At 34.6% G+C, this 25,311-nt stretch carries 21 protein-coding genes, 7 tRNA genes and 1 pseudogene; 22 read left to right on the top strand and 7 right to left on the bottom strand.

The window, feature by feature from the left end:
* Positions 1-6: 6 nt before the first annotated feature.
* Entirely contained in the window at positions 7-1,095 is a 1,089-nt protein-coding gene (locus tag BK054_RS01195; protein ID WP_006258793.1) for a toxic anion resistance protein, read from the top strand.
* 77 nt (positions 1,096-1,172) lie between these two features.
* Here the strand turns inward: BK054_RS01195 and pepT are convergent, their stop codons facing one another.
* On the bottom strand, positions 1,173-2,417 hold the full coding sequence (gene pepT / locus BK054_RS01190) for a peptidase T (protein WP_006258792.1): 1,245 nt from the start codon (positions 2,415-2,417) through the stop codon (positions 1,173-1,175).
* Positions 2,418-3,255: 838 nt separating this feature from the next.
* On the opposite strand from pepT, the gene BK054_RS01185 reads away from it, so the two are divergent.
* From BK054_RS01185 to BK054_RS01175, 3 genes are all read left to right on the top strand, one after another.
* A complete protein-coding gene (locus BK054_RS01185; protein WP_006265949.1) occupies positions 3,256-4,083 on the top strand; it encodes an alpha/beta hydrolase in 828 nt (275 codons plus the stop codon).
* Positions 4,084-4,187: 104 nt separating this feature from the next.
* Complete coding sequence (locus BK054_RS01180; RefSeq protein WP_006258790.1) at positions 4,188-4,757, top strand: pseudouridine synthase; 570 nt, start codon at positions 4,188-4,190, stop codon at positions 4,755-4,757.
* An 11-nt stretch (positions 4,758-4,768) separates the two neighbouring features.
* Complete coding sequence (locus tag BK054_RS01175) at positions 4,769-5,773, top strand: cation diffusion facilitator family transporter (protein WP_006258789.1); 1,005 nt, start codon at positions 4,769-4,771, stop codon at positions 5,771-5,773.
* Here the strand turns inward: BK054_RS01175 and BK054_RS01170 are convergent.
* Positions 5,757-6,542, bottom strand: a complete 786-nt coding sequence (locus BK054_RS01170) for an ABC transporter ATP-binding protein (protein WP_006265948.1) — start codon at positions 6,540-6,542, stop codon at positions 5,757-5,759. The two genes, BK054_RS01175 and BK054_RS01170, sit on opposite strands and share 17 nt — an antisense overlap.
* A 249-nt stretch (positions 6,543-6,791) precedes the next feature.
* Here BK054_RS01170 and BK054_RS18770 point away from each other — a divergent pair.
* The 5 genes and pseudogenes from BK054_RS18770 (at position 6,792) to BK054_RS01145 (ending at position 15,940) form a co-directional block, all read left to right on the top strand.
* A pseudogene (locus tag BK054_RS18770) lies at positions 6,792-9,960 on the top strand (SusC/RagA family TonB-linked outer membrane protein).
* A gap of 11 nt (positions 9,961-9,971) precedes the next feature.
* Positions 9,972-11,444, top strand: a complete 1,473-nt coding sequence (locus BK054_RS01160; RefSeq protein WP_006264377.1) for a SusD/RagB family nutrient-binding outer membrane lipoprotein — start codon at positions 9,972-9,974, stop codon at positions 11,442-11,444.
* A 5-nt stretch (positions 11,445-11,449) separates the two neighbouring features.
* Entirely contained in the window at positions 11,450-13,915 is a 2,466-nt protein-coding gene (locus BK054_RS01155) for a phosphocholine-specific phospholipase C (protein WP_006265946.1), read from the top strand.
* Positions 13,916-14,104: 189 nt separating this feature from the next.
* Entirely contained in the window at positions 14,105-14,956 is an 852-nt protein-coding gene (locus BK054_RS01150; RefSeq protein WP_006258784.1) for a transketolase, read from the top strand.
* A 21-nt stretch (positions 14,957-14,977) separates the two neighbouring features.
* A complete protein-coding gene (locus BK054_RS01145) occupies positions 14,978-15,940 on the top strand; it encodes a transketolase family protein (protein WP_006261912.1) in 963 nt (320 codons plus the stop codon).
* Positions 15,941-16,073: 133 nt separating this feature from the next.
* On the opposite strand, the gene BK054_RS01140 is transcribed toward BK054_RS01145, so the two are convergent.
* Positions 16,074-17,252: an EF-hand domain-containing protein gene (locus BK054_RS01140; protein ID WP_006261911.1), complete on the bottom strand. Its 1,179-nt coding sequence runs from the start codon at positions 17,250-17,252 to the stop codon at positions 16,074-16,076.
* A gap of 80 nt (positions 17,253-17,332) precedes the next feature.
* Between BK054_RS01140 and BK054_RS01135 the strand changes: the two genes are divergently transcribed.
* The 3 genes from BK054_RS01135 to BK054_RS01125 are packed head-to-tail and all read left to right on the top strand — an operon-like array spanning position 17,333 to position 18,840.
* Positions 17,333-17,773 carry an RNA-binding S4 domain-containing protein gene (locus BK054_RS01135; RefSeq protein WP_006265945.1) on the top strand — a complete coding sequence of 147 codons (441 nt, stop codon included), beginning with the start codon at positions 17,333-17,335 and terminating at the stop codon, positions 17,771-17,773.
* Positions 17,766-18,350, top strand: a complete 585-nt coding sequence (locus BK054_RS01130; RefSeq protein ID WP_006265944.1) for an SAM-dependent methyltransferase — start codon at positions 17,766-17,768, stop codon at positions 18,348-18,350. Before BK054_RS01135 ends, BK054_RS01130 begins: the two co-directional genes overlap by 8 nt.
* Positions 18,343-18,840, top strand: coding sequence for a phosphoribosyltransferase family protein (locus BK054_RS01125; RefSeq protein WP_006265943.1), 498 nt, complete (start codon positions 18,343-18,345; stop codon positions 18,838-18,840). Before BK054_RS01130 ends, BK054_RS01125 begins: the two co-directional genes overlap by 8 nt.
* On the opposite strand, the gene BK054_RS01120 is transcribed toward BK054_RS01125, so the two are convergent.
* Entirely contained in the window at positions 18,837-19,355 is a 519-nt protein-coding gene (locus BK054_RS01120) for a shikimate kinase (protein ID WP_006264370.1), read from the bottom strand. The two genes, BK054_RS01125 and BK054_RS01120, sit on opposite strands and share 4 nt — an antisense overlap.
* A 129-nt stretch (positions 19,356-19,484) precedes the next feature.
* Between BK054_RS01120 and BK054_RS01115 the strand changes: the two genes are divergently transcribed.
* The 6 genes from BK054_RS01115 (at position 19,485) to BK054_RS01090 (ending at position 20,178) form a co-directional block, all read left to right on the top strand.
* Positions 19,485-19,557: transfer RNA gene (locus BK054_RS01115), tRNA-Lys, on the top strand.
* 36 nt (positions 19,558-19,593) lie between these two features.
* Positions 19,594-19,666 (top strand) — tRNA-Lys (locus BK054_RS01110).
* Positions 19,667-19,714: 48 nt separating this feature from the next.
* Positions 19,715-19,787: transfer RNA gene (locus BK054_RS01105), tRNA-Lys, on the top strand.
* Between the two features lie 39 nt (positions 19,788-19,826).
* A tRNA-Lys gene (locus tag BK054_RS01100) sits at positions 19,827-19,899 on the top strand.
* Between the two features lie 34 nt (positions 19,900-19,933).
* A tRNA-Lys gene (locus BK054_RS01095) sits at positions 19,934-20,006 on the top strand.
* A 90-nt stretch (positions 20,007-20,096) separates the two neighbouring features.
* Positions 20,097-20,178 (top strand) — tRNA-Leu (locus tag BK054_RS01090).
* A 72-nt stretch (positions 20,179-20,250) separates the two neighbouring features.
* Here the strand turns inward: BK054_RS01090 and BK054_RS18415 are convergent.
* Positions 20,251-20,409, bottom strand: coding sequence for a hypothetical protein (locus BK054_RS18415; RefSeq protein WP_006258775.1), 159 nt, complete (start codon positions 20,407-20,409; stop codon positions 20,251-20,253).
* A gap of 464 nt (positions 20,410-20,873) precedes the next feature.
* Between BK054_RS18415 and BK054_RS01085 the strand changes: the two genes are divergently transcribed.
* Positions 20,874-20,946: transfer RNA gene (locus tag BK054_RS01085), tRNA-Lys, on the top strand.
* 52 nt (positions 20,947-20,998) lie between these two features.
* On the opposite strand, the gene BK054_RS01080 is transcribed toward BK054_RS01085, so the two are convergent.
* Both BK054_RS01080 and BK054_RS01075 read right to left on the bottom strand, forming a co-directional pair.
* Positions 20,999-21,517 carry a DUF4252 domain-containing protein gene (locus tag BK054_RS01080; protein ID WP_006265942.1) on the bottom strand — a complete coding sequence of 173 codons (519 nt, stop codon included), beginning with the start codon at positions 21,515-21,517 and terminating at the stop codon, positions 20,999-21,001.
* 2 nt (positions 21,518-21,519) lie between these two features.
* Complete coding sequence (locus tag BK054_RS01075; protein WP_006258772.1) at positions 21,520-21,750, bottom strand: hypothetical protein; 231 nt, start codon at positions 21,748-21,750, stop codon at positions 21,520-21,522.
* 168 nt (positions 21,751-21,918) lie between these two features.
* Here BK054_RS01075 and BK054_RS01070 point away from each other — a divergent pair, with 168 nt between their 5' ends.
* The 3 genes from BK054_RS01070 (at position 21,919) to tgt (ending at position 25,301) form a co-directional block, all read left to right on the top strand.
* Positions 21,919-23,064 carry an ABC transporter substrate-binding protein gene (locus tag BK054_RS01070; protein WP_006265941.1) on the top strand — a complete coding sequence of 382 codons (1,146 nt, stop codon included), beginning with the start codon at positions 21,919-21,921 and terminating at the stop codon, positions 23,062-23,064.
* A 2-nt stretch (positions 23,065-23,066) separates the two neighbouring features.
* On the top strand, positions 23,067-24,080 hold the full coding sequence (locus tag BK054_RS01065) for an iron ABC transporter permease (RefSeq protein ID WP_006265938.1): 1,014 nt from the start codon (positions 23,067-23,069) through the stop codon (positions 24,078-24,080).
* 90 nt (positions 24,081-24,170) lie between these two features.
* Positions 24,171-25,301 (top strand): tRNA guanosine(34) transglycosylase Tgt, encoded by a 1,131-nt coding sequence (tgt, locus tag BK054_RS01060; RefSeq protein ID WP_006265937.1) that lies wholly within the window; start codon positions 24,171-24,173, stop codon positions 25,299-25,301.
* Positions 25,302-25,311 lie beyond the last annotated feature (10 nt).

Below are 25,311 nucleotides of genomic sequence, written 5' to 3'. Positions count from 1 at the left end.
GAAGTTATGGAAAAAGATATTCAACAAATGCGTGATGAGAACGTGTTAGCACCTTCAGTGAATGTAGAGTTCACGCCACAAGAACTAAAACAAATCGAATCATATAAGAAAGGTATTGACTTAAGTAATACAACTCAAGTGATACAGTATGGAGCTAATAGTCAGTTAAAAGCAAGTACTTTTGCTACAGAAATATTAAAACAAGTACAGACGAAGGATTTAGGAGAAACTTCTAGTGTATTAGTCAATTTAAAAGAAGAAGTAAAGTCTTTTGAAGGTATTGCGAATAAGAAAAGCTTATTCCCAATGTTTGATTCATTTAAGAAAAAGATAGCACGTCTTCAGACCCAGTATAGTAAAGTAGAAACCAATATCAATGCTATAGAACTTCAGCTAGAACGTCATTATAAGATTATGATGAAAGATGTAGCGATGTTCGATAAGCTGTTTGAAGAGAATAAGAATTACTTTAATGAGTTGTCTTTATATATAGCAGCTGGAGAAGAGAAACTAAAAGAATTAAATACAGTAGAATTACCACAATTAAAAGCTGAAGCGGAGAAGGATAATGATCCAGCGAAGATACAAGAGTATAAAGATTTAGAACAACAAGTAATTCGATTTGACCGAAAGGTACATGATTTAAAGTTGACTAGAATGGTTGTTCTTCAGTCTTCTCCACAGATCAGGATGGTACAGAACAATAGCTTGATGCTAATGGAGAAGTTACAATCAAGTATTGTAAACACTATTCCATTATGGAAAAATCAGATGGTCTTGACACTTGGTATAGCTCGTTCACAGCAGGCACTAGGAGCACAACGTGCCGTGACAGATGCGACTAACGAATTATTGAGTCGCAATAGTGAGTTGCTTAGAGACTCTACAGTTCAGATCGCACAGGAGACAGAGAGAGGTATCGTAGATATAGAGACTATTCGCAAGGTTAACTCTGATATTATTAACACTATTGATGACATAGTGCGTATCCAAGAAGAAGGAAAAGAAAAGAGACGTGCTGTAGAAGTGGAGTTAAGAGAACAAGAGAATGAACTAAAGAAACATTTGCTAGGCAATAGTGATACTGTAAAGTAGTATGTAATATTATAAAAGGTAGAAATACAAAAAGGAGATTCATCAGAATCTCCTTTTTGTATATAGTCAAATAAGAATTACTTTGCTTTTGCAGCAGTAAGCTCAGCGATCTTAACGATTACTTGTGTTGCTTTAACGATGCTTTCTACAGGTACATACTCATATTTTCCGTGGAAGTTATGTCCTCCAGCGAAGATATTAGGACATGGTAATCCCATATAAGAAAGTTGAGAACCATCAGTACCACCACGAATAGCTTTGATTAATGGTTTGATATCTAATTGCTTCATAGCTTCCTCAGCGATATCTACGATATGCATCACAGGTTCTACCTTCTCACGCATATTGAAGTATTGGTCACCGATTTCGCAGTTAACGATAGGTCCACCAAATTTCTTAGCATGCTTTTTATTAAACTTATCTGCTAATTTAGCAACAAGCTTTTTGCGTTTCTCGTATTTCTTAAGGTTGTGGTCACGGATGATTAGTTCTACCACAGACTCTTCTATACTACCTGTTACAGTATGTACGTGGAAGAATCCTTCATAACCTGTTGTTTTTTGAGGAACTTCATCTTTAGGTAATTTAGACATAAATTTGTTTGCTAATAAGATAGAGTTAACCATCTTACCTTTAGCATATCCTGGGTGAACACTTTTACCATTAAAAGTAAGTTTAGCATACCCAGCATTGAAGTTTTCGTATTCTAATTCACCGATTTGGCTACCATCCATAGTATACGCCCACTCAGCACCGAATTTTTTAACGTCAAATAAGTGTGCTCCTCTTCCGATCTCTTCATCAGGTGTAAATCCGATACGGATTTTACCATGTTTGATTTCTGGATGTTGGATTAGATATTCCATAGCAGATACGATCTCTGTGATCCCTGCTTTATCATCAGCTCCTAATAAAGTCGTACCATCAGTAGTGATGATCGTTTGTCCTTTATATTGAAGAAGGTCTTTAAAGTAAGACGGAGATAAAACAACGTTTAACTCTTCGTTTAATACGATATCACCACCATCATAGTTTTCTACGATTTGAGGTTTAACATTAGCACCACTAAAGTCAGGAGAAGTATCGAAGTGTGCGATAAACCCGATAGTAGGCACTTCGTGATCTACATTACTAGGTAATGTAGCCATGATGTAAGCGTTCTCATCGATAGTTACGTCTTCTAGACCTATTTGTTTTAACTCTTCAACTAATTTGTTAGCTAAATCCCATTGTTTCTCAGTACTTGGACAAGTATTTGAAGATGAATCAGATTCAGTATCAACAGTTACATAACTGATGAAACGGTCAATGATATGTTGCATAATGTATAATATTTTAGTGTAACAAAAATAATAATTAAAAGTTGATTAGAAGGATTATCACTAGGCTATTATTAAAAAGATAAGTCTCAGCTATAAAAACCAGTTGTTTTTAAAGGATTTACGGACATTGTATTAAAACCCTCCTTTTTGAATTTGTTCATTGAAATTGATAAACAGCTCTTTTTATTTGCTCGTTAATCTATATTCTAGGTGAATTGATGTTTTCTATTGGAGATGATTTATAGTATTGATACTTAGATATAATAGTAGTGTTTTATTTATATATCTGTGGCTTGTTGTAAATCTATCAAGAAGGGACGGGTATTTATATAATGCAATATAGTACCAAGTGAGTGGAGAATACGAGGAATATAAAAGGAGGTTTGTTGGACAAAAGTGCCTCTAGCTCCACTAAACTCGACTTATTGTCCATGTATTGTCGAAGGATCTGGCTGTATAGTCCGTATTTGTTGGGTTTATAACTAGGTTTAAATTTGTTGTAAATTTATTAAAAGAGGTTAATTTGTTGTTTATTAGTACGTTGTGTTTTTTGAGTAAATAAAAAAAGAAGGTGTTTTTTTCAATAATGGGCTTATAAAATGGCTAAAAGGAGTCAATTAGAGAAAAAATGTAGTGAATTTTCTGAAATAGAAGCTTTTTAAACTCTTTTTTATCCTAAATAACAAAAAAATAAATGCTTCTTTTTTAGACTATCTGTACTATTGAAATTTAGAAGAAGGGAAAGGAGGTTAGGAACTTATTGTTAGAAAGTAAGTTTAATGGCGTCAGACTATTGTAAAATTGTATATTTGAGTGAAGAAACAAAATAAGAGTTGAGATGAGAATTATTCTATCTATATTTTTAGTATTAATCAGTTATATGTCTTGGGCAGTAGAGCCGTTGAAGGAGTATGTAGATCATCCTGCTAATTCGACAGTGAATTTTGAAGCCTTAGAGATTGTAACGAAGGATGATTATAAATTGAAATCTTGGATTTGTTTTCCACCTAAGGATAAGGACTTAAAGAAAGTCTTGGTATTAGCCTATGGCGATGCAGGCAATATGTCTTATTATGTAAGACAAGTCTTAGAAGTAGCGAAGCATGGGTATACTGTCGTGATGTTTGATTATAGAGGATATGGAGAGAGTCAGGCATTCGATATGATAGAGACACAGCTGTATTATGACGAATTCGTCACAGACTTAAAAGCAGTAGTAGAGTATAGTCAGAAGAGATTTGAGCAGCCAGTAGGTGTTTGGGCCCTTTCGATGGGCACGATAACTAGTACATTATTATATACAGATTTGAAGTTTGATTTCTTGATAGCAGAAGGGTTTGTATCTAGTCCGCAGGATATCATTAGTAAGCTAAAACAGTTTTTAGAGAAAGAGTACACATTGCCTAGCAGTGCAGCACAGTATGAGTTAGCGTTGAGTAAGCTGACTTTACCAGTCTTATATTTTGCAGGAGATAGGGATGGACTGACGTCTCCTAATGATAGTTATCGAGCTAAGTTTCTGAATGCTAAGAGTGAAGTGGTTTTGTATAAAGGGGCTCATCTTCAGGGATTTCAGGCGTTGTCTGATACCACACATGGAGAGCGATATATTAAGGCTATAGATACCTTTATGAATAATATGAATGCCGTAGTAGAAAGTAAGTAAGAGAGATAACACATTAGAAATAAATTATAATCAAATCCTAATAATCATACTCTATTTAATAACTAACTTTGTCCGCAGAATAAATCCCCATAGAGACATTAATAATGGAATCTACACATAGACATTTTTTGTTATATAAACCACATGGTTATATCAGCCAATTCATATACGAGAAGAAGAGAACCAAGCATAAGTTAGGAGAGTTATATGATTTTCCAGAAGGGACTATGGCTATCGGTAGATTAGATGAGAATTCTGAGGGATTGCTGTTTTTGACTACAGACGGGATGACTAGTGAGCGCGTAAGAGGAGCACATTATGAAAAGGAGTATTATGCGCAGGTAGATGGTGTTATCTCAGAAGAGGCTGTAGAACAAATGAGAAATGGAGTGCTTATCGGAGTAAAAGGAGAGAAATACTTAACTAAGCCTTGTGTAGCAGAACGATTAGAACAATTACCGGAGTGGGTAGGAGTAGGCAGACGTATTAGAGATGAGAGACATGGTCCTACGAGTTGGGTACGTATAGTCCTGACAGAAGGTAAGTTTAGACAAGTAAGAAAGATGACAGCTCATGTAGGACATGCGACACTAAGATTAGTGCGTGTGCGCATCGGAGAGATATCATTAGAGGGGATGCAAGTAGGAGAAGTAAAAGAAGTAGATCAATTATAATCTAAGCCAGTATGAATACTAAAGCAAAAGAAAATTATCAATTTCAGAAGATAGTAGCCATAGTAGGAGTATTATTATTTGTTATTAAAATACTTGCTTGGTCTTTAACGCATTCAGTAGCTATATTGACAGATGCCTTAGAAAGTGTCATTAATGTGATTAGTGGCTTTGTAGGACTATATAGTTTATATTTATCAGCATTACCCCGAGATAGAAATCACCCTTATGGGCATGGAAAGGTAGAGTTTATTTCGGCCACTGTAGAAGGGGGAATGATTATTCTAGCAGGGCTAGTGATTATTTTCGAAGCAGTGCGTAATTTACTACATCCACAACCTGTAGGACAACTAGATTACGGAATTATCCTTGTAGCGATAACAGCAGTAGTAAACTATATTCTAGGTTGGTACGCTATTAAAAAAGGAAAAACGAATAAGTCGCTTGCTTTAGTGGCGAGCGGTAGACATCTTCAGTCAGATACCTATTCTACTATAGGTATTATTATCGGTTTGATTTTACTTTATTTTACGGGATATGGATGGTTAGATAGTGGTGTTGCATTATTATTTGCAGGGATTATTATTGTCACGGGATACAAGATTGTACGTGGTGCGATATCTGGTATAATGGACGAAACGGATGAACTTTTGTTAAAAGAAGTTGTAGAATATCTACAAGAACACCGCAGAGCTAACTGGATAGATCTTCATAATCTACGTATTATTAAGTATGGAGCAGTATTACACTTTGACTGTCATATGACCATACCATGGTATTTTAATATCGTCGAAGGACATAAAGAAGTAGAACAATTAGAACAGGAGATAATCGAGAAGTTCGGAGCAGATATGGAGTTATTCGTTCACATGGATGACTGTAAGCCCTTCTCATGTGTGATCTGTAAAGTGGAGAATTGTGCTTATCGTCAGGCCGAATTTGAACATCAGATAGAATGGACGATAGAGAATATCTCTAAGAATAAGAGACATAATAGCTCAACTACTCCGCAAGGATAAAACGCTTTTGTGTTCTATCAAAGCTAAGATTTTCATCTTCGAAGAAGTTGTCGAAGACCCCTTGTTCTATTAGTGTGTCAGTTTCTCCCTGTGTATTCGAATCTTTTTTGAGTACAATAATATCATCGCTAAAAGCGATGGCCAAATCCATATCATGACAAGAGAATAGAATAGCTTTCTGTTCTTCATGGGCTAACTTTCGCAGTAGTTTAAACAGGGCTACTTTATGATGCAAGTCTAAGTGATTAGTAGGTTCGTCTAAGATAATGATAGGTGTATCCTGAGCGATGGCTCTAGCGATGAGCACACGTTGTAACTGCCCATCACTGAGTTGGCTCATATTCCTATCGACTAGCTCTTGTATATATGTTAGTTCTATAGCTCTATTTATTAGTGTATAGTCCTTGTCGGTTAAGGTACTATAATGATTTAGATAAGGAGTTCTTCCTATCTGTATTAATTCTCTTACTGTTAGTTCAGAGACTGGTATTTTCTCTGTTAGTACTATACTGATGATGGTCGCTAATTTTGAGTTGCTGTAAGTGTGTAGCTCTTCTCCTAATAATTGTATTTTTCCACTTATTATCTGTTGGTTAGCAGATAGTGTTCTTAATAAAGTGGATTTTCCTATTCCATTAATCCCCAAAAGAGAAGTCAGTGTACCTGGCTTTAATTCAATATTCAGTTGTTGCTGAACTATTTTATAATGTCCTTTCTTTAGTGGGTACCCTATACTCAGTTCTTGTGTTTTTAAAATAGGTGTGTTCATGTGTTATATATACTAGAATAAGAAAAATTAAATGTAGTTAAATGAACTGTATTATGAAAGTAATATGTTTAAGCATCTTCGTGAGGTTAAGATAGAGTAATGTTTTTTATGATATTGTTTCTATATAGTTAAGTGATTATTTAAAATCTATCATTTTGAAAATGAGAATATAGTGATTAGTTAGTGTTGTGTTAATATTTAGATAAAATGCCTAGTCTAGATTTGAGTACATAATAACAACATGATCAAATGAAACAAAAATTACTTATAGGAGTTATTCTCCAATTCTTTTGTGTAACCCTTGTTTATGCTCAAGAAAAGCGTACACTTCAAGGAAGTGTAGTAGATGAATCAGGTGTTTCTTTACCAGGAGCATCAGTGTCTATAAAAAATACAGCAGAAGGTACTAGTACTGATCTAGATGGAGCATTTAAAATAGAAGTAATGGACACTGATATATTGGTATTTTCATTTATAGGATATAATAATAAAGAGGTGCCTGTAGGAGTACAGCAGACTGTGATGGTAGCTTTAGCACCACAGAGTTCTTCTTTAGACGAGGTTATTATTACTGCTTTAGGTATTAGTAAAGCCGAAAAGAAAGTAGGGTATTCTACACAAAAAGTAGATGTCGCTAGAACTCAAGAGGTAGCTACTCCTAATATGGGAAGTTTATTATCAGGACAGGTGTCAGGACTTCAGGTGTCTAATGCTCCTGGACTATTACAAGGATCTAAGTTCTCTCTTAGGGGAAAAACTCCTTTAGTCATCGTAGATAATATCCCTGTAGATACAGATTTTTATGATATAGCACCAGAAGATATAGCAGATATTAATGTACTGAAGGGAACAAGTGCTTCTGCTCTATACGGGGCTCGTGGGCGTAATGGTGCTATCCTTATCACAACTAAAGGAGCTAAAAAAGAAGGACTAGAAGTGACGCTTACACAGAACACGATGATAAGTGCAGGATTTACAGTCTATCCAAAAACACAAAAAGAGTATGGTAACGGATCAGATGGTAAATATGAATTCTGGGATGGAAAAGACGGTGGTATTAGTGATGGAGATATGAACTGGGGGCCTAAGTTTACACCAGGGTTAAAAATAGCTCAGTGGAATAGCCCTATTCGTGATAAGCAAACAGGACAAGTAATTAACTGGTATGGAAACGTTGAAGGGACAATGTACAATGATAAGTCTAGATATGAGCGTGTGCCTATAGCATGGGAATATCACGATAACTTAAAAGAATTTCTAGAGACAGGAGTGAACTCAAGAACAAGCTTTTCTGTTGCTAATAGAGGTGAGAAAACATCTTATCGACTAGGAGGGGAGTTTAACTATAATAAAGATCGCGTACCGAATACGAGTTTATATAGAGGTAACCTTTCTTTTAAATCAACAACTCAATTAACAGAGAAACTAGCGTTAGATGCTAAACTTACTTATGCAAATATCTATTCTCCTAATATTCCTAATTACGACTATAATCCGAGTGGGCATATGTATACTGTCCTAATATGGTTGGGGTCAGATGTGAATGGTAGAGACTTAAAGAATAATCTATGGGTACCTGGTATGGAAGGATATCGCCAAGCGAACTGGAATTATGCGTGGTATAATAACCCTTGGTTTGGGGTTGAAAATTTTAAGAGAATTTGGAATAAAGATATTGTGACAGGACAGATGGCGTTAAGATATGATGCTACGGATGACCTAAAGTTTCAAGGAAGAGCTTCTGTAGTATCATCAAGCAATAAAGAAGAGTTACAGAGTCCTAAATCTTACTTTAATTACAGCGCTAGTAGAGAAGGTGGTTTTAGTATCAATAATATTAAAGATTTAAAACTAGAATATGATTTCTTAGCGATGTATACGAAGGATCTAACTGACTATATGAGTATAGATGTCAATGCTGGGGGCAGCGTCTAGATATAGTCAGTACAACAGAAGTTATTCTGCAGCAGATGGATTAACAGTACCAGGGGTATATAATCTAGGGAATTCTACAGGTCCTGTGACAGCAGAGAATCGTCTAGAAAAGAAAGCTGTAAATAGTGTATATGGTACTGTAGAGTTAGATTTCTTTAACTCGTTCTTCTTTACATTTGCCGCTAGAAATGACTGGTCATCAAGTTTAATAAAAGAAAATAGGTCATATTTTTACCCTTCTACTTCTTTGAGTGTATTGTTATCTAATCTGATAGAAATGCCAAAACAAGTAGATTATTTAAAACTATATACTTCATGGGCTCAGGTGTCAAGTGACTTAGACCCTTACCAGTTGCAGTCAGCTTATTCTCCAGTTACACCTTCATTTAATGGTAATCCTATGGTAGAGTATCCTAATTCTATATTAGATTTAAGTCTTCTACCAGAGAAATCTAAATCTTTTGAACTAGGATTGTCATCAGCCTTTTTTAATAAGCGATTAAACTTTGACTTGACTTATTATAGAGTATTGGATTCTAACTTCTTAATTAAATTCCCAGTATCAGAAGCTTCAGGCTTTGATAATATGTTGCTTAACGGAAATGAATATACTACTAAAGGATGGGAACTTAGTCTATCAGGAGCCGTGATTAAAAAAGATGATTTTCAATGGAACTCTACTATAAATTGGAGTACAAGAGAACGAAGAATTACGAAGATACATGGAGGCGTTGCTAAATACGGAAATTTAAAATTGAACGATAGAGCAGATTCTTATTACGATATAGAATGGATGAAAGCTCCAGATGGTCAAGTAATCTTAGATGCTAAAACAGGAATGCCAACAGGGAATAAGCAAGCTACTAAACTAGGAAACTTCGATCCTAAATGGACTTTAGGGTGGAATAATAACTTTAAGTATAAAATGTGGAATGTAAATATTGGTATAGATGGAATATGGGGAGGAGTTACTCGCTCTCAAGTGGTAGAAAAAATGTGGTGGGGAGGAAAACATCCTAAATCAACCCAATATAGAGATCAGGAGTATGCTACAGGTAAACCTATTTATGTACCAGAAGGAGTAAATATAGTATCTGGAGAATTAATTACAGATGTAAATGGCAATGTAGTATCTGATACACGTCAGTTCCAAAAGCATACAGGAGCAGTAAGTTGGCAAAGTTGGGCACAGAATTATCCTTATCGTGCTCGAGTAACAGAGAAAGAGAATAAACTATTCGCGAACGTATTTGATCGAACGTATTTTAAGCTAAGAACACTAGCTATCTCTTATGACTTTACAGCGATGATTAAATCTAAGAAAATTACTCAGTTATCAGCTTCTTTAACAGGGTATAACTTATTGATATGGAAAAAATCAAAAGGACTTTATTCTGATCCAGATTACGAAATCACTACTTCTAATGATATTCAAGATCCATCAACGAGATGGGTAGGTTTAGGAGTGAATATTAAATTTTAATACTGATACAAATGAAAAAATATATAAAAATAGCTGCATTAGCTCTAGTAATTATATCAATGGGGAGTTGTCAAGATTTAGATAAATTAAGCGAAGACCCTAACCGAGTAAAAGAGGCAGATCCTTATTTACTATTGCCCAAAGTAAGTAAGTCAGCTTTTGCATTAAATGGAATTAGCAAAGAGTATGCTTCTAGAATGATTATTCAGACAGATGGAGAGAATACTAGTCAATACTTTAAGTGGAATAGTTCTAGTTTTTCAGCGTATCAGGAGTTGTTACAAGTACAAAAAATGATGGATGAAGCGAAACGTACCAATAAGGAAGAATATATAGCGGTAGGTCATTTTCTTAAAGCTAGGTTCTTTTATGAATTAGCGATTACCTTCGGTGATGTACCTTACTCAGAAGCCTTATTAGGAGAGAAGAAAGTTCCTTTCCCTAAGTATGATAAACAAGAAGATGTTTTTGTAGGAGTTTTAAAAGAATTGGAATTAGCAGCCTCTATGATTCAAAACAAACCCTCTATTAAAGGAGATATAATCTATGGAGGAAATACTGATAAATGGAAAAAGTTAATAAACTCATATCAATTAAAGGTATTGATGAGTTTATCTAAGAAAAAAACAGTTGGTACGATTCAAGTAGCAGAACAATTTGCAAAAATATATAACGCAGGAAACCTATTAGAAAGTAATGCAGATAGTGGACAACTTATGTATTTCGATCAAGCAGGTAGTCGCTATCCTCAGTTTAACTCAAGTTCTTATGGATCAAGTATGTATATGTCAGGAACATTTATTAATTTACTACAAGATTTAAAAGATCCTAGGTTATTTGCTTTTGCACAACAAACGTCAACAGCATTAGAAAAAGGTTTACCTATTACAGATTTTAGTGGATATAATGGAGGGGATCCTACAGTGCCTTATGCAGAGAATGAAAAGTTAGTGCAAACCAAGAATATTTCTAAAATCAAGAGTCGTTATTATTTAGATCCTACTAACGAGCCTACTTCTATATTGAGTTATTCTGAGTTGCAGTTTATATTAGCTGAGGCTGTAGCGCGTAACTGGATAGGAGGTAGTGCAGCTGATTTTTATAATAAAGCGATAGAGGCAAACTTTAATTTCTATAATACGTATGCGAAGGGAATGGCTAGTTATTATATAAAAGAAGCTTTTATCAATTATATAAATCAGTCTAAGGTGAAGTATCAAACAGGAAGTCTGAATGTACAATTAAAACAGATTCTGACTCAGAAGTATATTACTATGTTTCACCAATCGAATTGGACGATTTATTACGACCATTTGCGTACAGGATATCCTGAGTTTAAAATACAAGAAGGAATAACACCTCCTACAAGATGGCTATATCCACAAACAGAATACAATAGAAATCAGGCTAAATTACAAGAAGCATTAAATAGCCAATTCGGTGGAGCTGATAATATTCGCGGTATCACTTGGTGGTTAAAATAAGATATATGAGTACAACAAGAAGAGATTTTATAAAGAAATCCGCTTTATTTTCAAGCGGACTCTTTTTCGCAGAGGCTATGCCTGCATCTATTCAGAGAGCATTTGATATCAAAGCTCCTGAAGGATCTACGTTCTTAGATGCAGAACATATTGTTTTCTTAATGCAAGAGAATAGATCTTTTGATCATTGTTTTGGGACTTTAAAAGGGGTAAGAGGTTTTAATGATCCTAGAGCGATGAAGTTAAAAGATGGGTTACCAGTGTGGTTTCAGACAGATACTAATCAGAAAACGTATGGTCCGTTTCGATTAGATATAGAGAATACTAAGGTGACCTGGATGGGAGGATTGCCACATAGCTGGAAGGATATGGTAGAGGCTCGTAATGAAGGTAAAATGGATAATTGGTTGATAGCCAAACGACCAGGAAATACTGAGTATAAAGACTTACCTCTGACGATGGGATATTTCTCACGAGCTGATATTCCTTTTTATTATGCTCTAGCAGATGCCTTTACAGTATGTGATCAGCACTTTTGTTCTTCTCTGACAGGTACGAGTGCTAATCGATCTTATTTTTGGGCAGGGGCTATCCGTGAGAAACCAAGAGACCCTAACTCTGTAGCTCATGTAGATAATGGACAGATAAACTATAAAGATGTCAGTTGGACTACTTATCCAGAGCGATTAGAAAAAGCGAATGTGTCGTGGAAAGTATATCAGAATGAGTTAAGTGTTCCTGTGGGATTTGATTGGTATGCAGAGAGTTGGTTAGCGAATTTTACAGATAATAATTTAGAGTTCTATAAGCAATATAATGTGCGTTTTCACAAAGCTCATTATGACTATATGGTACTAGAGTTGGAGAGACTAAAAGGAAGTCTGAATGATAAAGCTCTTACTAAGGATAAAGTACAAGAGATAGAAGGTAAGATACAGCAGCTAGAAAAAGATATTGATCTATACTCTCCTTCTAAATTTGAAGCATTAAGTGAATTTGATAAAGCTATTCACAAAAAGGCATTTACTACTAACACAAGTGATCCAGATTATCACAAGCTAGAACAGATGACTTATATGGAGAAAGGCGTGGAGAAAACGATGGAGGTGCCTAAGGGAGATATTTTTTATCAGTTTAGAAAGGATGTAGACGAAAATAAGTTGCCTATGGTAAGCTGGTTAGTTGCACCGTGTAACTTTTCGGATCATCCTTCAGCGCCTTGGTTTGGGGCGTGGTATTTATCAGAAGCGATAGATATCCTAACGAAGAACCCAGAGGTGTGGAAGAAGACAATATTTGTGTTGACATACGATGAGAATGATGGTTACTTTGATCATATTGCTCCTTTTGTACCACCATTAACGACTGATAAGACGATGGGAAAAGTGGCTAAGGGAATGGATACACAAGATGAGTGGGTCACTAAAGAACAAGAAAGAGTAAGAACTGGTAAACCTGATAGTCAATTAGCTAGCCCGATAGGATTAGGGTATAGAGTACCTATGATTATAGCCTCGCCTTGGACTAGAGGAGGCTGGGTAAACTCAGAGGTGTTAGACTTGACCTCTACGATACAGTTCTTAGAATATTTCATCGAAAAAAAGACAGGTAAACAAGTTATCGAAGAGAATATATCTAGCTGGAGAAGAGAGGTGTGTGGTAATATGACGAGTGTATTCCAATCTGAATGCGATCTAAGAGAGGTAAACTTAGACTTCGTAGATCGGAAGGACTATATCGCTAGAATCATGAATGCAAAAGAGAAGAAGGTACCTGGAGACTTTAATGCGTTTACAAAAAAAGAGGTATTAGGGGCTAAACATTGGACACTGTTATCCAAATTTCCTAAACAAGAAGAAGGAATAAAGAAGGCATGTGCTTTACCTTATAATCTGAATGCAAATGTGAAACTGGCAGGAAGTAAAACGCAGTTACAAATGGATTTCACGGTTGAGTCTAATCAGTTAAAGAATAAGGTGTATGCAGCTCCTGTACAAGTATATGATATGTTAGGAGCTAGCCCGTCAAGAGGCATTTGGGACTTTGCGGTTAGAGATAATGAACCAATGGATTATTACTGGAAGGTAGAAGATGGAGAGCAGTATCACTATAATATACATGGACCTAATGGGTTCTTTAGAAGCTTTAAGGGAAGTAAGAGTAATTTAGATATTTATATTGAGGTTTTTTTACACACGGATTTAAGTATCTCTGTGAAATTAAAAAATAATGGCGCGGATACTGTAAATGTTGCTTTAGATAATAGTTTGTATCTAAAAAAGGCAATGATTATAGAGTTGTCTCCTAATAAAGAAGAGTTACTTAAATGGGATTATACCGGATCAAATGGTTGGTATGATTTAATGATAAGTTGTAAAGAAGATAAAGAGTGGAAGCAACATTATGCTGGTCATATCGAAAATGGTCAATCAAGTATAACGGATCCATTTATGGCAAGTCTGTCTAAATAACAGCAATCTATATGAGATAGAAGAGGAGACTGATAAGGTCTCCTTTTTTTGTTTTAAATAAGTATTCATAAAGAGTTTTATAAGAAGACTTCTTACGGTAAAGATTTATGAACTATTTAGTGTTTTAAAAAGACAGTGATTACCGTAAAATAATCTTATATTTGTGTGTAAATATTTATTGAAAAAATAATGAAACCAAACACACAACAATTAACAGAGTTAACTACTCAAGTAAGAAGAGATATTCTTAGAATGGTACATGCTGTAAGTTCTGGACACCCAGGAGGATCTTTAGGATGTGCAGAGTTTTTAGTGACTTTGTATCAAAAGTTAATGGATAGAAAAGAAGGGTTTAATATGGACGGAACAGAGGAGGATATCTTCTTCTTATCTAATGGACATATTTCACCAGTATTTTATAGCGTATTGTCACGCAGTGGATATTTTCCAGTAAGTGAATTAGCTACTTTCAGAAAAATCAATACGCGTTTACAAGGACATCCATGTACTCATGATAGATTACCAGGAGTGCGTATGGCGTCAGGTTCATTAGGACAAGGACTTTCAGTAGCAGTAGGAGCAGCTCAAGCTAAAAAATTAAATAAGGATAATCACCTTGTTTATGTTTTAATGGGAGATGGTGAGTTACAAGAAGGACAAAACTGGGAAGCTATTATGTATGCATCTGCTAAGAAGGTGGATAATGTAATCGCTACTGTAGATTTAAACGGAAAACAAATCGACGGACCAACTGATGATGTATTAAATTTAGGTTCTATGAAAGCTAAGTTTGAAGCATTTGATTGGGAGGTTATAGAGATAGAGAAAGGAAATGATATTGATTCAATCGTAGCTGGATATGAATTAGCAAAAGCTAAAACAGGTAAAGGAAAACCTGTATGTGTATTGTTAAAAACAGAAATGGGTAATGGAGTAGACTTCATGATGAATACACATGCATGGCATGGTAAAGCTCCTAGTGATGCACAATTAGAAGAAGCTTTAAAACAAAATCCAGAAACATCATTCGGAGATTATTAATCCACTTAAATTGAATCAAAAATGAAAAAATATACAAATACAGGAAGTAAAGATACACGTTCAGGATTCGGTGCAGGACTTACTGAATTAGGACAAAAGAATGAGAATGTAGTAGCATTATGTGCTGACTTAATCGGTTCGTTAAAAATGGATGATTTTAAAAAGAATCACCCAGAGCGTTTCTTTCAAGTAGGAATTGCTGAAGCGAATATGATTGGATTAGCTGCAGGTATGACTATCGGAGGTAAAATTCCTTTTACAGGAACTTTTGCTAACTTCTCTACAGGACGTGTTTATGATCAAATTCGTCAGTCTGTAGCATACTCTGAGAAGAATGTGAAGATATGTGCTTCTCACGCTGGATTAACACTAGGTGAAGATGGTGCTACTCACCAAATCTTAGAAGATATCGGATTAATGAAGATGTTGCCTAATATGACTGTAATCAATACATGTGATTACAACCAAACCAAAGCGGCTACTTTAGCTATTGCTGAGTATGATGGACCTGTTTATTTAAGATTTGGACGTCCAGTAGTGCCTAACTTTATGCCTGCTGATGAGAAGTTTGTTATCGGTAAAGCTGTTATGTTAAACGAGGGTACAGATGTGACTATCGTAGCTACAGGACACTTAGTATGGGAAGCTTTAATCGCTGCTGAAGAGTTAGAAGCAAAAGGAATCTCTGCTGAGGTAATCAATATCCATACTATCAAACCTCTTGATGAAGAGGCTATCTTAAAATCTGTAGCAAAAACAGGATGTATAGTTACTGCTGAAGAGCACAACTTCTTAGGAGGTCTAGGAGAAAGCGTATCTAGAGTATTAGCTTTAAATAACCCATTACCACAAGAATTTGTAGCTGTACAAGATACTTTCGGTGAATCTGGTACTCCAGAGCAATTAATGGAAAAATATGGTTTAAACGCTGCAGCTATCGTTGAGAAAGCACAGTTAGTAATCAACCGTAAATTCAAAAGATAATTAAGAGTATATCTAATATATAAAAACCTGCTTGAGCAATCAAGCAGGTTTTTTTGTATAGTAGTATAATGAATGGAGTAGGACAAAAAAAAGAGGTAGAATCAATCTACCTCTTTGTATATAATCTTATTTGTTATTTTTTAGTAGGCCAAATTACCTCACCATCTTTTTGATCTGGGAAACATGCTCTGTCTAGGTATCTAAATACATTAGAACAAGTTTTTAGAATAGAGTCATAGTATTGGTAATATGCTTTTTTGTTGTTTTTGTCTTTATACTGTAATTCAGTTTTAGTAAGTACACCATCACCATCATCGTCATCGTCTAAGAAGTTAGGTACACCGTCACCATCTGTATCAAAGTCAAAGTAATCTTTAATCGTTAATTTAAGTGCACGTATCTCATCATCTGTAAGTGCTCTTCCTAGTTCTGATGATTTTTCGATTACTTGTTTCGCTTCATATTTTGAAAGGATACCATCCCCATCGTGATCACGCTCTCTTTTCGCTACAAGCGTCATATCGATGATATGTGGTTGGTATGCTTTAAGTTTAGACCCGAATCCAGCATTGAAATATCCTACACCTGATGGGATAAAAGCAATAATTCTACCTGCTGATCCTTTTTCATAAGTAGGGATACCATTATCACCTAATTGTATACCAGTAGCTGTTTTTACTTTAGTTAATAGTTGTCTTTCTGCTGTTTTTAACTGAGCAGGTATAAGACCATAATTACCTTGTGACATAAGAGCGAACTCCTGTAGTGTAATAGGGAATGAGTAATAATTACCTATACTTCCATTATTGTCAAAAGATTCATTCTTTAAAGAATAAGATTTAGTCTTTACAAATACAGAATCTATAGTAGAGATATAGTCTCCTTTTCCTTCTTGTTTGTTTCCATCAGCATCAGGAACAATAAAATAAGCTATAGTATATTCTAATTCGTCTTTAGGTTTAGAAAACTTTAAAGAAGTAGTACCATTAGGGTTTCTAACAGCTTCGTATTCGTAGTTGTCAGATGTAATGATTTGTTGCTCTATTTTGATTCTTTTATCATCTTTAAGAGGTACTACATTAGGATTAGGTTTATTAGGATTACTAATACTATCAAAACGAATATTATCTCCTTCAATAATCAAGTAGTTTTTAGCTAAGAACTCTTCTATTTGCTTTGCATTTTCATCACGAACTTCTTTACGGTCTCTTAGGTTTACAACTTCATTTCCACCATTACCGTCATCTTTATTACAATTGGCAGCTGTTAGTCCTAGAAAAGCAAGACCTAAAACTGTAAATAATCTATTCATTTTTTGACTTATTTTAGTAGTGCAAGATACAATTTTACTTTATTTTTGTGTACTTTGTTAGAGAAATTTAATACGAAATTATGCGAATTGATAAATATTTATGGTGTATTAGATACTATAAAACTAGAAATATAGCAACAGAAGCTTGTAAAAAGGGGCATATCACGGTGAATGGACAAGCGGCTAAAGCCTCTAGAGAAGTCTTCCCAACGGATAAAATCACATTGAGAAAAGATCAAATAACTTATAAATTAACAGTATTAGATATACCTGCTAATAGAGTAGGAGCTAAATTAGTTGATATTTACCGCAAGGATGAGACTCCTGCAGAGGCATTTGAGCACTTAGAGTTATTAAAGTTATCGAAGGACTATTATAGAGCTAAAGGGACTGGACGTCCTACTAAGAAAGATAGAAGAGATATAGATGATTTTCACGACTATGAAGACGATGATATCATAGAAGGAGAAGATAGTATAGAGAGAGATAATTCTTTTAAAGAGAGGGAAGAGGATGTTTGATAAAGAGTTTTGGGAGAAGAAGTATGCTAATAGTGAGGCACAATGGAATGCTGGTAGTATAACAACACCTATTCAGCAATACATCGATCAATTGACCAAAAAGGATTTAGCTATTTTAGTACCAGGTATAGGCCATGGGCATGAGTTGATGTATTTATATGATAATGATTTTACTAATATTAGTGGATTAGACTTTACTATTGCTGGTGCTTTAGAAGCGTATGGATTGATGAATAACTTTCCTTATGGTGATGTGATTTTAGAAGATTTCTTTGAACATGAGGGACAATATGATCTTATTATAGAACAAACGTTCTTCTGTTCGTTGCCTATCAATAAGAGAAGTGATTATGTAGAGAAGATGCATGACTTATTAAAACCAGGAGGAAAGCTAGTAGGGGTATTATTTGATTGTTACTTTAATCAAGAGACTCCTCCTTTTGGTGGTAATAAAGAAGAGTACTTAGAGTTGTTTAAGGAAAAGTTCAATATACAAGTTTTAGAAACAGCACATAACTCTATTAAGCCTAGAGCAGGTAGAGAGTTATTTTTTATAATTAATAAACAACATGACTAAAAAAATCATTTTAACTAAAGAGCAAATTAAGTTTACTACTAAACGTATAGCTTATCAGATCTATGAGACTTATATAGATGAGGATGAAATAGTAATCGCTGGTGTAGCAAATAGTGGATATACTTTTGCTCAAAAGATCAGTGAAGCATTACAAGAGATTTCTTCTATAAAAGTAATTCTTTGTGAAGTGCGTATAGATAAACAGAATCCGATTAATCCAATAGAGACTTCATTAGAGAGTACAGTCTATACAGATAAGTGTGTTGTACTAGTAGATGACGTGCTAAATTCTGGAGCAACATTAATATACGGCGTAAAGCATTTCTTAGAAGTGCCATTAAAGAAATTAAAAACGGCGGTACTAGTAGACCGTAACCATAAAAAATATCCCGTTAAAGCGGACTTTAAAGGGATATCATTATCTACATCATTATTAGAGCATATTCAGGTTGTCTTTGATGGAGACGAAGAGTATGCTTATTTAAGCTAATTAAGATGATTAAGGATGTCTTGGGTTACTTGCTCAGGAGTTTTATCATCTATAGCTATAATAGTTTTAGCCTGATGGTAGAAATAACTACGATCAAATAAATGCTTAGCAATGAAAATTTCAAGAGTATCGTCTGAATTCTGATTAAGAAGAGGACGATGCTCTTTTTCTTTTTCTAGACGATCTGCTAGTGTTTTAATAGAACCTTTTAAATAGAATGAGGAGATATCCTCTCTCTGTAGAGCTAAATGATTATTAGCATAGCATGGTGTTCCTCCACCTAAGCTAAGAATAAAGTTATCTTGAGTATCTATTATCTCGTGTAATAATAGGTGTTCTTGCTTCCTAAAATAGATTTCTCCTTTCGTTTCAAACAGGGTTGAAATCGATATTTGATGTTTTTTCTCTATTTCGTTGTCTAAATCTATAAAGTTTAGTTTTAGTTGTTCTGCCAGTATTTTACCAATAGTTGATTTACCAGAACCCATATAGCCTAAAAGAATAATTTTTTTCATAAAAACAAGGGGTTGTTTATTAGAGTGTTAGGATGAATTGAAAAATAAAAGTCAAAAATAAAACAAATATGTGTCGGATTTTTAAAAAAAGCTTCTATATTTGCACCCGCAATCAGGAATTGAAATAACGACTCGATAGCTCAGTTGGTAGAGCACAACACTTTTAATGTTGGGGTCCTGGGTTCGAGCCCCAGTCGGGTCACTAAGAAGACTTAACATTTCTATTTCAAAATTGCATGACTCGATAGCTCAGTTGGTAGAGCACAACACTTTTAATGTTGGGGTCCTGGGTTCGAGCCCCAGTCGGGTCACTAAGAAAACACATATATTATTATATCAATTTTTAGGAATTGGTATTTGACTCGATAGCTCAGTTGGTAGAGCACAACACTTTTAATGTTGGGGTCCTGGGTTCGAGCCCCAGTCGGGTCACAAAATAATACATACAGATATCAGTTTTAGAAATAAATTGACTCGATAGCTCAGTTGGTAGAGCACAACACTTTTAATGTTGGGGTCCTGGGTTCGAGCCCCAGTCGGGTCACTAAAATAAAAAATCTATTTCAAAAACGATATCGGACTCGATAGCTCAGTTGGTAGAGCACAACACTTTTAATGTTGGGGTCCTGGGTTCGAGCCCCAGTCGGGTCACAAAAGCTATTCTAACAAGAGTAGCTTTTTTTGTTTTTGAATATTAATTTTCTTTACCTTTAGTAAGGTGTTGGTAAATGTATTCGTTTAGGCCATGTGGAGGAATTGGTAGACTCGCCATCTTGAGGGGGTGGTGTCGCAAGACGTATGGGTTCGAATCCCATCATGGTCACATATAAGATAGAAGCGCTGTAGGGGGTCTTTAAAAGAAAAAGCTACTTAATTTGGTTAAGTAGCTTTTTTTTTACTGTTGATTTGTCTCATCACTATTCTCGTCATTTTTCTTAGAAGGCCCCATTAGTAAAAATAAAGCCACAACTAGACCTACGCAGACTAATCCAAAGATAATAATCATGAAGGTACCGTTGTTGAAGTTGTAAAGAGGTAGGTTTTGTAAAGTCATAATCTGTTTATTTTTGTTATTTTAACACTAAAGTATAGAATATTTTTAACATTTAAAATGATAATTGTCATCTAATTTATATGGGAGTTATTTGATGAGGTAGAAGCGAGGTTTTATCGTGAATTAGGAGAGTAACTAATTGTATATAAAAAGTATATGTTCTTTTTTTAAATGGAGGGTGATAAGTTAAATAAGATATTTGTAGTCAAAAAATAGGAGAATGTTTAGAAGCTGTGTCTAATTGTATAGTTAGAAAGTCTATTTAGATTAATCGTTATTCTTAAAAATAGCAAGAAAGTAGTATAATAAAAAAGTTTATATTTTTTTAAAATGCTATTAATTCATTTACTGTGTTTTACGGCTATCCCTTGATAAATCTAGGAAAAAAGGTTGGTTTGTAATTTGTGAGATATAAAAAAAGGTCTACCTTTGCATAGCAATTGAGAAACAAACAGTTTGTCAATGACTCGATAGCTCAGTTGGTAGAGCACAACACTTTTAATGTTGGGGTCCTGGGTTCGAGCCCCAGTCGGGTCACAAAAAAAAGCAGAGATTATAATCTCTGCTTTTTTTATGCTTTATATTTTGATTACTTTATTTTGTTTAATGAATCTCCAATCGGTAAATTCATTTTAGAGGTTAAAGACGATATCTCATTTAGTGAGAACTGCCCTGTCAAGATCATTACTATATTCTCTTTACTGTTTTCGTTGAAAAGAAGTAGGTTGCTTATGTTGTTAGCAGACCCATTTTGATTGATATATATCGTGATATTACCACCATTATCTTTATTGCTAGAGAACTCTTTTAAAGAAGCAGAAGAGACATGCTTAGATACTGCTGCTTTCATTTCTTCTTTTAAAGAAGCTGAAGCGGTATTAAATACCTTTAATGAAGTTAATTTTTTGATTAGATTTAAATATGCTTTTTCTTCTTGGCTTGTAGGTTCTACCTTTACATTGGCCATCATTTCGAACATCTTTTGATTTACAACTACAGCATTTACTTGTTTGTTCTTTTCGAATGCTTGAAATTCATCTTGAGCAAATGTATTGATAGCGCTCAAGGTAAATAAAAAGATAAATATTGCTTTTACTGTATTTTTCATGGTTACTTTGTTTTGTTAGTAGGGATCCCTTTATTCAGGTCATTAGAAAGTTGAATTAGTAATTTTTGACATTCTTTATAAGCCACTTCTGGATTATTAAAAGTTCCATACTCATTTTGTTTTAAAGTAGGTTTGGTGTCACTTTTGGTTGGGAAGTATATAAAAGTCATAATAGCTCCTAATACTAGTGCTCCAAAAAAAAGTAAGTTTTTAATAGATGTCTTTTTCTTCATTTATATTGATCTATATGTACAAACATAATATAAATGTAAATAAGTTTTTGAATAATTCCTACGTAGTTTTCGAAAATCGTATTTGATCAATCTATTACTGAGGTAGTCGATTTATATTTTTAATATTTAATAATGTTCTATTTTTGTATTTAAACCAATTAGATAATTATGAAAAACTGGAAGATTTATTCTTTATTCTTTTTAGTAACTACTGTATTTATATCTTGTAAGAAAGAGAGTAACACTGATACTAGTTCTAACGCTAAGGTAAATGTTATAGAATATGCACAAGGATTAAGTATTGAAGCACATGAGCAATACTCGGTGGTAAATGTAAAACAGGCTTGGGTAGGAGCGGATAAAAGCTTTAAATATGTGTTGTATAAAGGAGGTAAACAGGAGATACCTGATTCGTTAAAAGCACTTCCTAGTATAAAAGTACCAGTACAGTCTATAGTAGTTACTTCTACTACACACCTTCCTTCATTAGTAGTGTTAGAAGAAGAAAAGTCATTGAAAGGTTTTCCAGGGTTAAATTATGTATCATCTCCTTCGATTAGAAAGTTAATAAATGATAATCATATTAAGGAAGTAGGACAAAATGAACAATTAAATACAGAGTTATTATTAGATTTAAATCCTTCAGTTATTGTAGCATTCGCTATGGATGGTTCTAATCAAGCTTTACAATTAATAGAAAAGAGCGGGATACCTGTAGTATATAATGGTGATTGGGTGGAGCAGACACCTTTAGGTAAAGCGGAGTGGATTAAACTATTTGGTGCTTTATATGGTAAAGAAAAAGAGGCTAAGACCTTTTTTGATAACATAGTTCAAGATTATAAGGATGCACAAGCTTTAGTGAAAGATGCTAAAAATAATCCGACTGTGATGAGTGGTGCTATGTATCAAGATGTGTGGTACACTCCTCAAGGGCAAAGTTGGATGGCTATATATTTTAAAGACGCTAAGTCTGACTATTTATGGAAAGAAACAGAAGGTACGGGGAGTTTATCTCTGTCATTAGAGGTGGTACTTGATAAAGCTATAGATGCATCTTTCTGGATTAACCCAGCCCAATATGAAACTCTTCAACAGTTAGTAGATGCTAATCCGCACTATGCTAAGTTTAATGCTTTTAAAAATAAGAATGTATATTCATTCTCTCCAAGAAAAGGAGAGACAGGAGGAAGTCTATTCTATGAATTAGGACCGACACGCCCTGATTTAGTATTGAAAGATTTGATCTATATTTTACATCCAGAGATATCTATACCTAATTACCAACCTGTGTTTTTTGAACAACTAAAGTAATTATGAGTAAAAAAGTAGGTCTCATAGGTTTAATAACAGTCTTGTTAATTCTTTTTGTTCTCAATATATCTATGGGTAGTATACATATTCCTTTTAGTAAAGTGATAAGTGTGCTACTAGGAGAGGAAGAGGTGAAGGAGACATGGCGTTATATTATTCTTAATTATAGATTGCCTAAAGCCATTGTAGCTGTTCTGGTAGGAGTAGCCCTTTCTATAAGTGGGCTGCTTATGCAGACGCTGTTTCGGAACCCTATGGCAGAAAGTTATGTGTTAGGAATAAGTTCTGGAGCGAGCTTAGGTGTTGCTATATTGATATTAGGTGTATCTTTTTTACCAACAACTGTTGTTTCTATTTTTACTTCTACTTATGGTATCGCTCTTGTATCTATTTTAGGAAGCTTAGGTTTACTTTTTTTAGTGTTATTAGTTTCTAATTCTGTCCGAAATACAGTTACTGTTCTAATTGTAGGATTAATGTTTGGAAGCTTTGCTAATGCGATAGTTGGTATATTGACCTATTTTAGTTCTGCAGAGCAGTTAAAGCGTTTTGCGTTTTGGTCATTGGGAAGTTTAGGTAACTTGAGTTGGGAAAGTATTACTCTTTTTGCTATTGTTGTTGGGATAGGAGTATTAGGAAGTATGTTACTTATTAGAGCTTTAGACGCAATGTTATTGGGTGATAATTACGCATCTTCTATGGGGATTAATGTTAAGAAGGCGCGTAATATGATTATTTTAGTCACTAGTCTTCTAGCAGGGATATCGACTGCATTAGTAGGGCCTATTGCGTTTATCGGATTAGCAGTGCCTCATATAGCAAGGTTGTTATTGAAAGTGAGTAGTCATCGCTATTTGATTATTACTACAGCTTTATTAGGAGGAGTCTTAATGTTGATATGTGATATGCTTACCCAAATAAAAGGAGAGCAGTTCTTGTTGCCTATTAATGCTGTTACTTCTATATTCGGAGCACCTATTGTAATATGGCTTATTTTAAGAAGAAAAGTTCAGTAAGAGTTCGTTTGAGAGTAGAATAGAAAAAAATATTAAAAATTAAAAGCATCCATAGTTTTGCTTTATCTTTGCGAGTTGTAAATAATAATTATGAAGTTCGATTTATTACATACAGACGTAAATTCTCGTGCACGTGCTGGGAAGATTACGCTTGATCACGGTGTTATTGAGACACCTATTTTTATGCCAGTTGGAACTGTAGCTTCTGTAAAAGGAGTTCACCAACGTGAATTATCAGAAGAGATTAACCCTGACATTATTTTAGGTAATACTTATCACCTTTATTTAAGACCTAAAATGGAGATTCTTAAGCAAGCTGGAGGGTTACACAAGTTTATGAATTGGGATCGTAATATCTTAACAGATAGTGGAGGATTCCAAGTATATTCTTTATCATCTAATAGAAAGATTAAGGAAGAAGGTGTGAAGTTTAAGTCTCATATCGATGGTTCTTATCACTTCTTTTCACCAGAGAGTGTAATGGAGATTCAGCGTACTATCGGAGCTGATATTATTATGGCTTTTGATGAGTGTACTCCTTATCCATGTGATTATAGATATGCTAAGAGGTCTATGCATCGTACACACAGATGGTTAGATAGATGTGTAGATCATTTAACTAAAGTACCAGAGATGTATGGATATTCTCAAACGTTATTCCCTATTGTACAAGGAAGTACTTTTAAGGATCTACGTGAACAGTCTGCAGAGTATATTGCTAATATAGGTGCTGATGGTAATGCCATTGGAGGGTTATCAGTAGGTGAGCCAGCAGAAGAGATGTATGCAATGACAGAGTTAGTAACAAATATTCTACCACAAGATAAACCTCGTTATTTAATGGGAGTAGGTACACCTATTAATATTCTAGAAAATATTGCTTTAGGAGTAGATATGTTTGACTGTGTAATGCCTACACGTAATGCTCGTAATGGTATGTTATTTACTGCTCATGGTTCTATGAACATGAAGAATAAGAAATGGGAAGATGATTTTTCTCCTATTGATGAGAATGGATATACATGGGTAGATACAGCTTATTCAAAAGCTTATTTACGTCACTTGTTTGCAGCTAATGAATCATTAGGTAAACAAATCGCAACGATACATAACTTAGGATTCTATTTATGGTTAGTACGTGAAGCTCGTCGTCAGATTTTAGCAGGTACTTTTACAGAGTGGAAAAATAAGATGGTGAAACAAATGGATAACCGTTTATAATTTAATCAAA

It is taken from the genome of Myroides sp. ZB35, from assembly GCF_001865835.1.
In the GTDB taxonomy this organism is placed as follows: domain Bacteria; phylum Bacteroidota; class Bacteroidia; order Flavobacteriales; family Flavobacteriaceae; genus Flavobacterium; species Flavobacterium odoratimimum.
The sequence above is the reverse complement of the archived record's forward strand: the minus strand, read 5'-3'. Positions and strand labels throughout refer to the sequence as shown.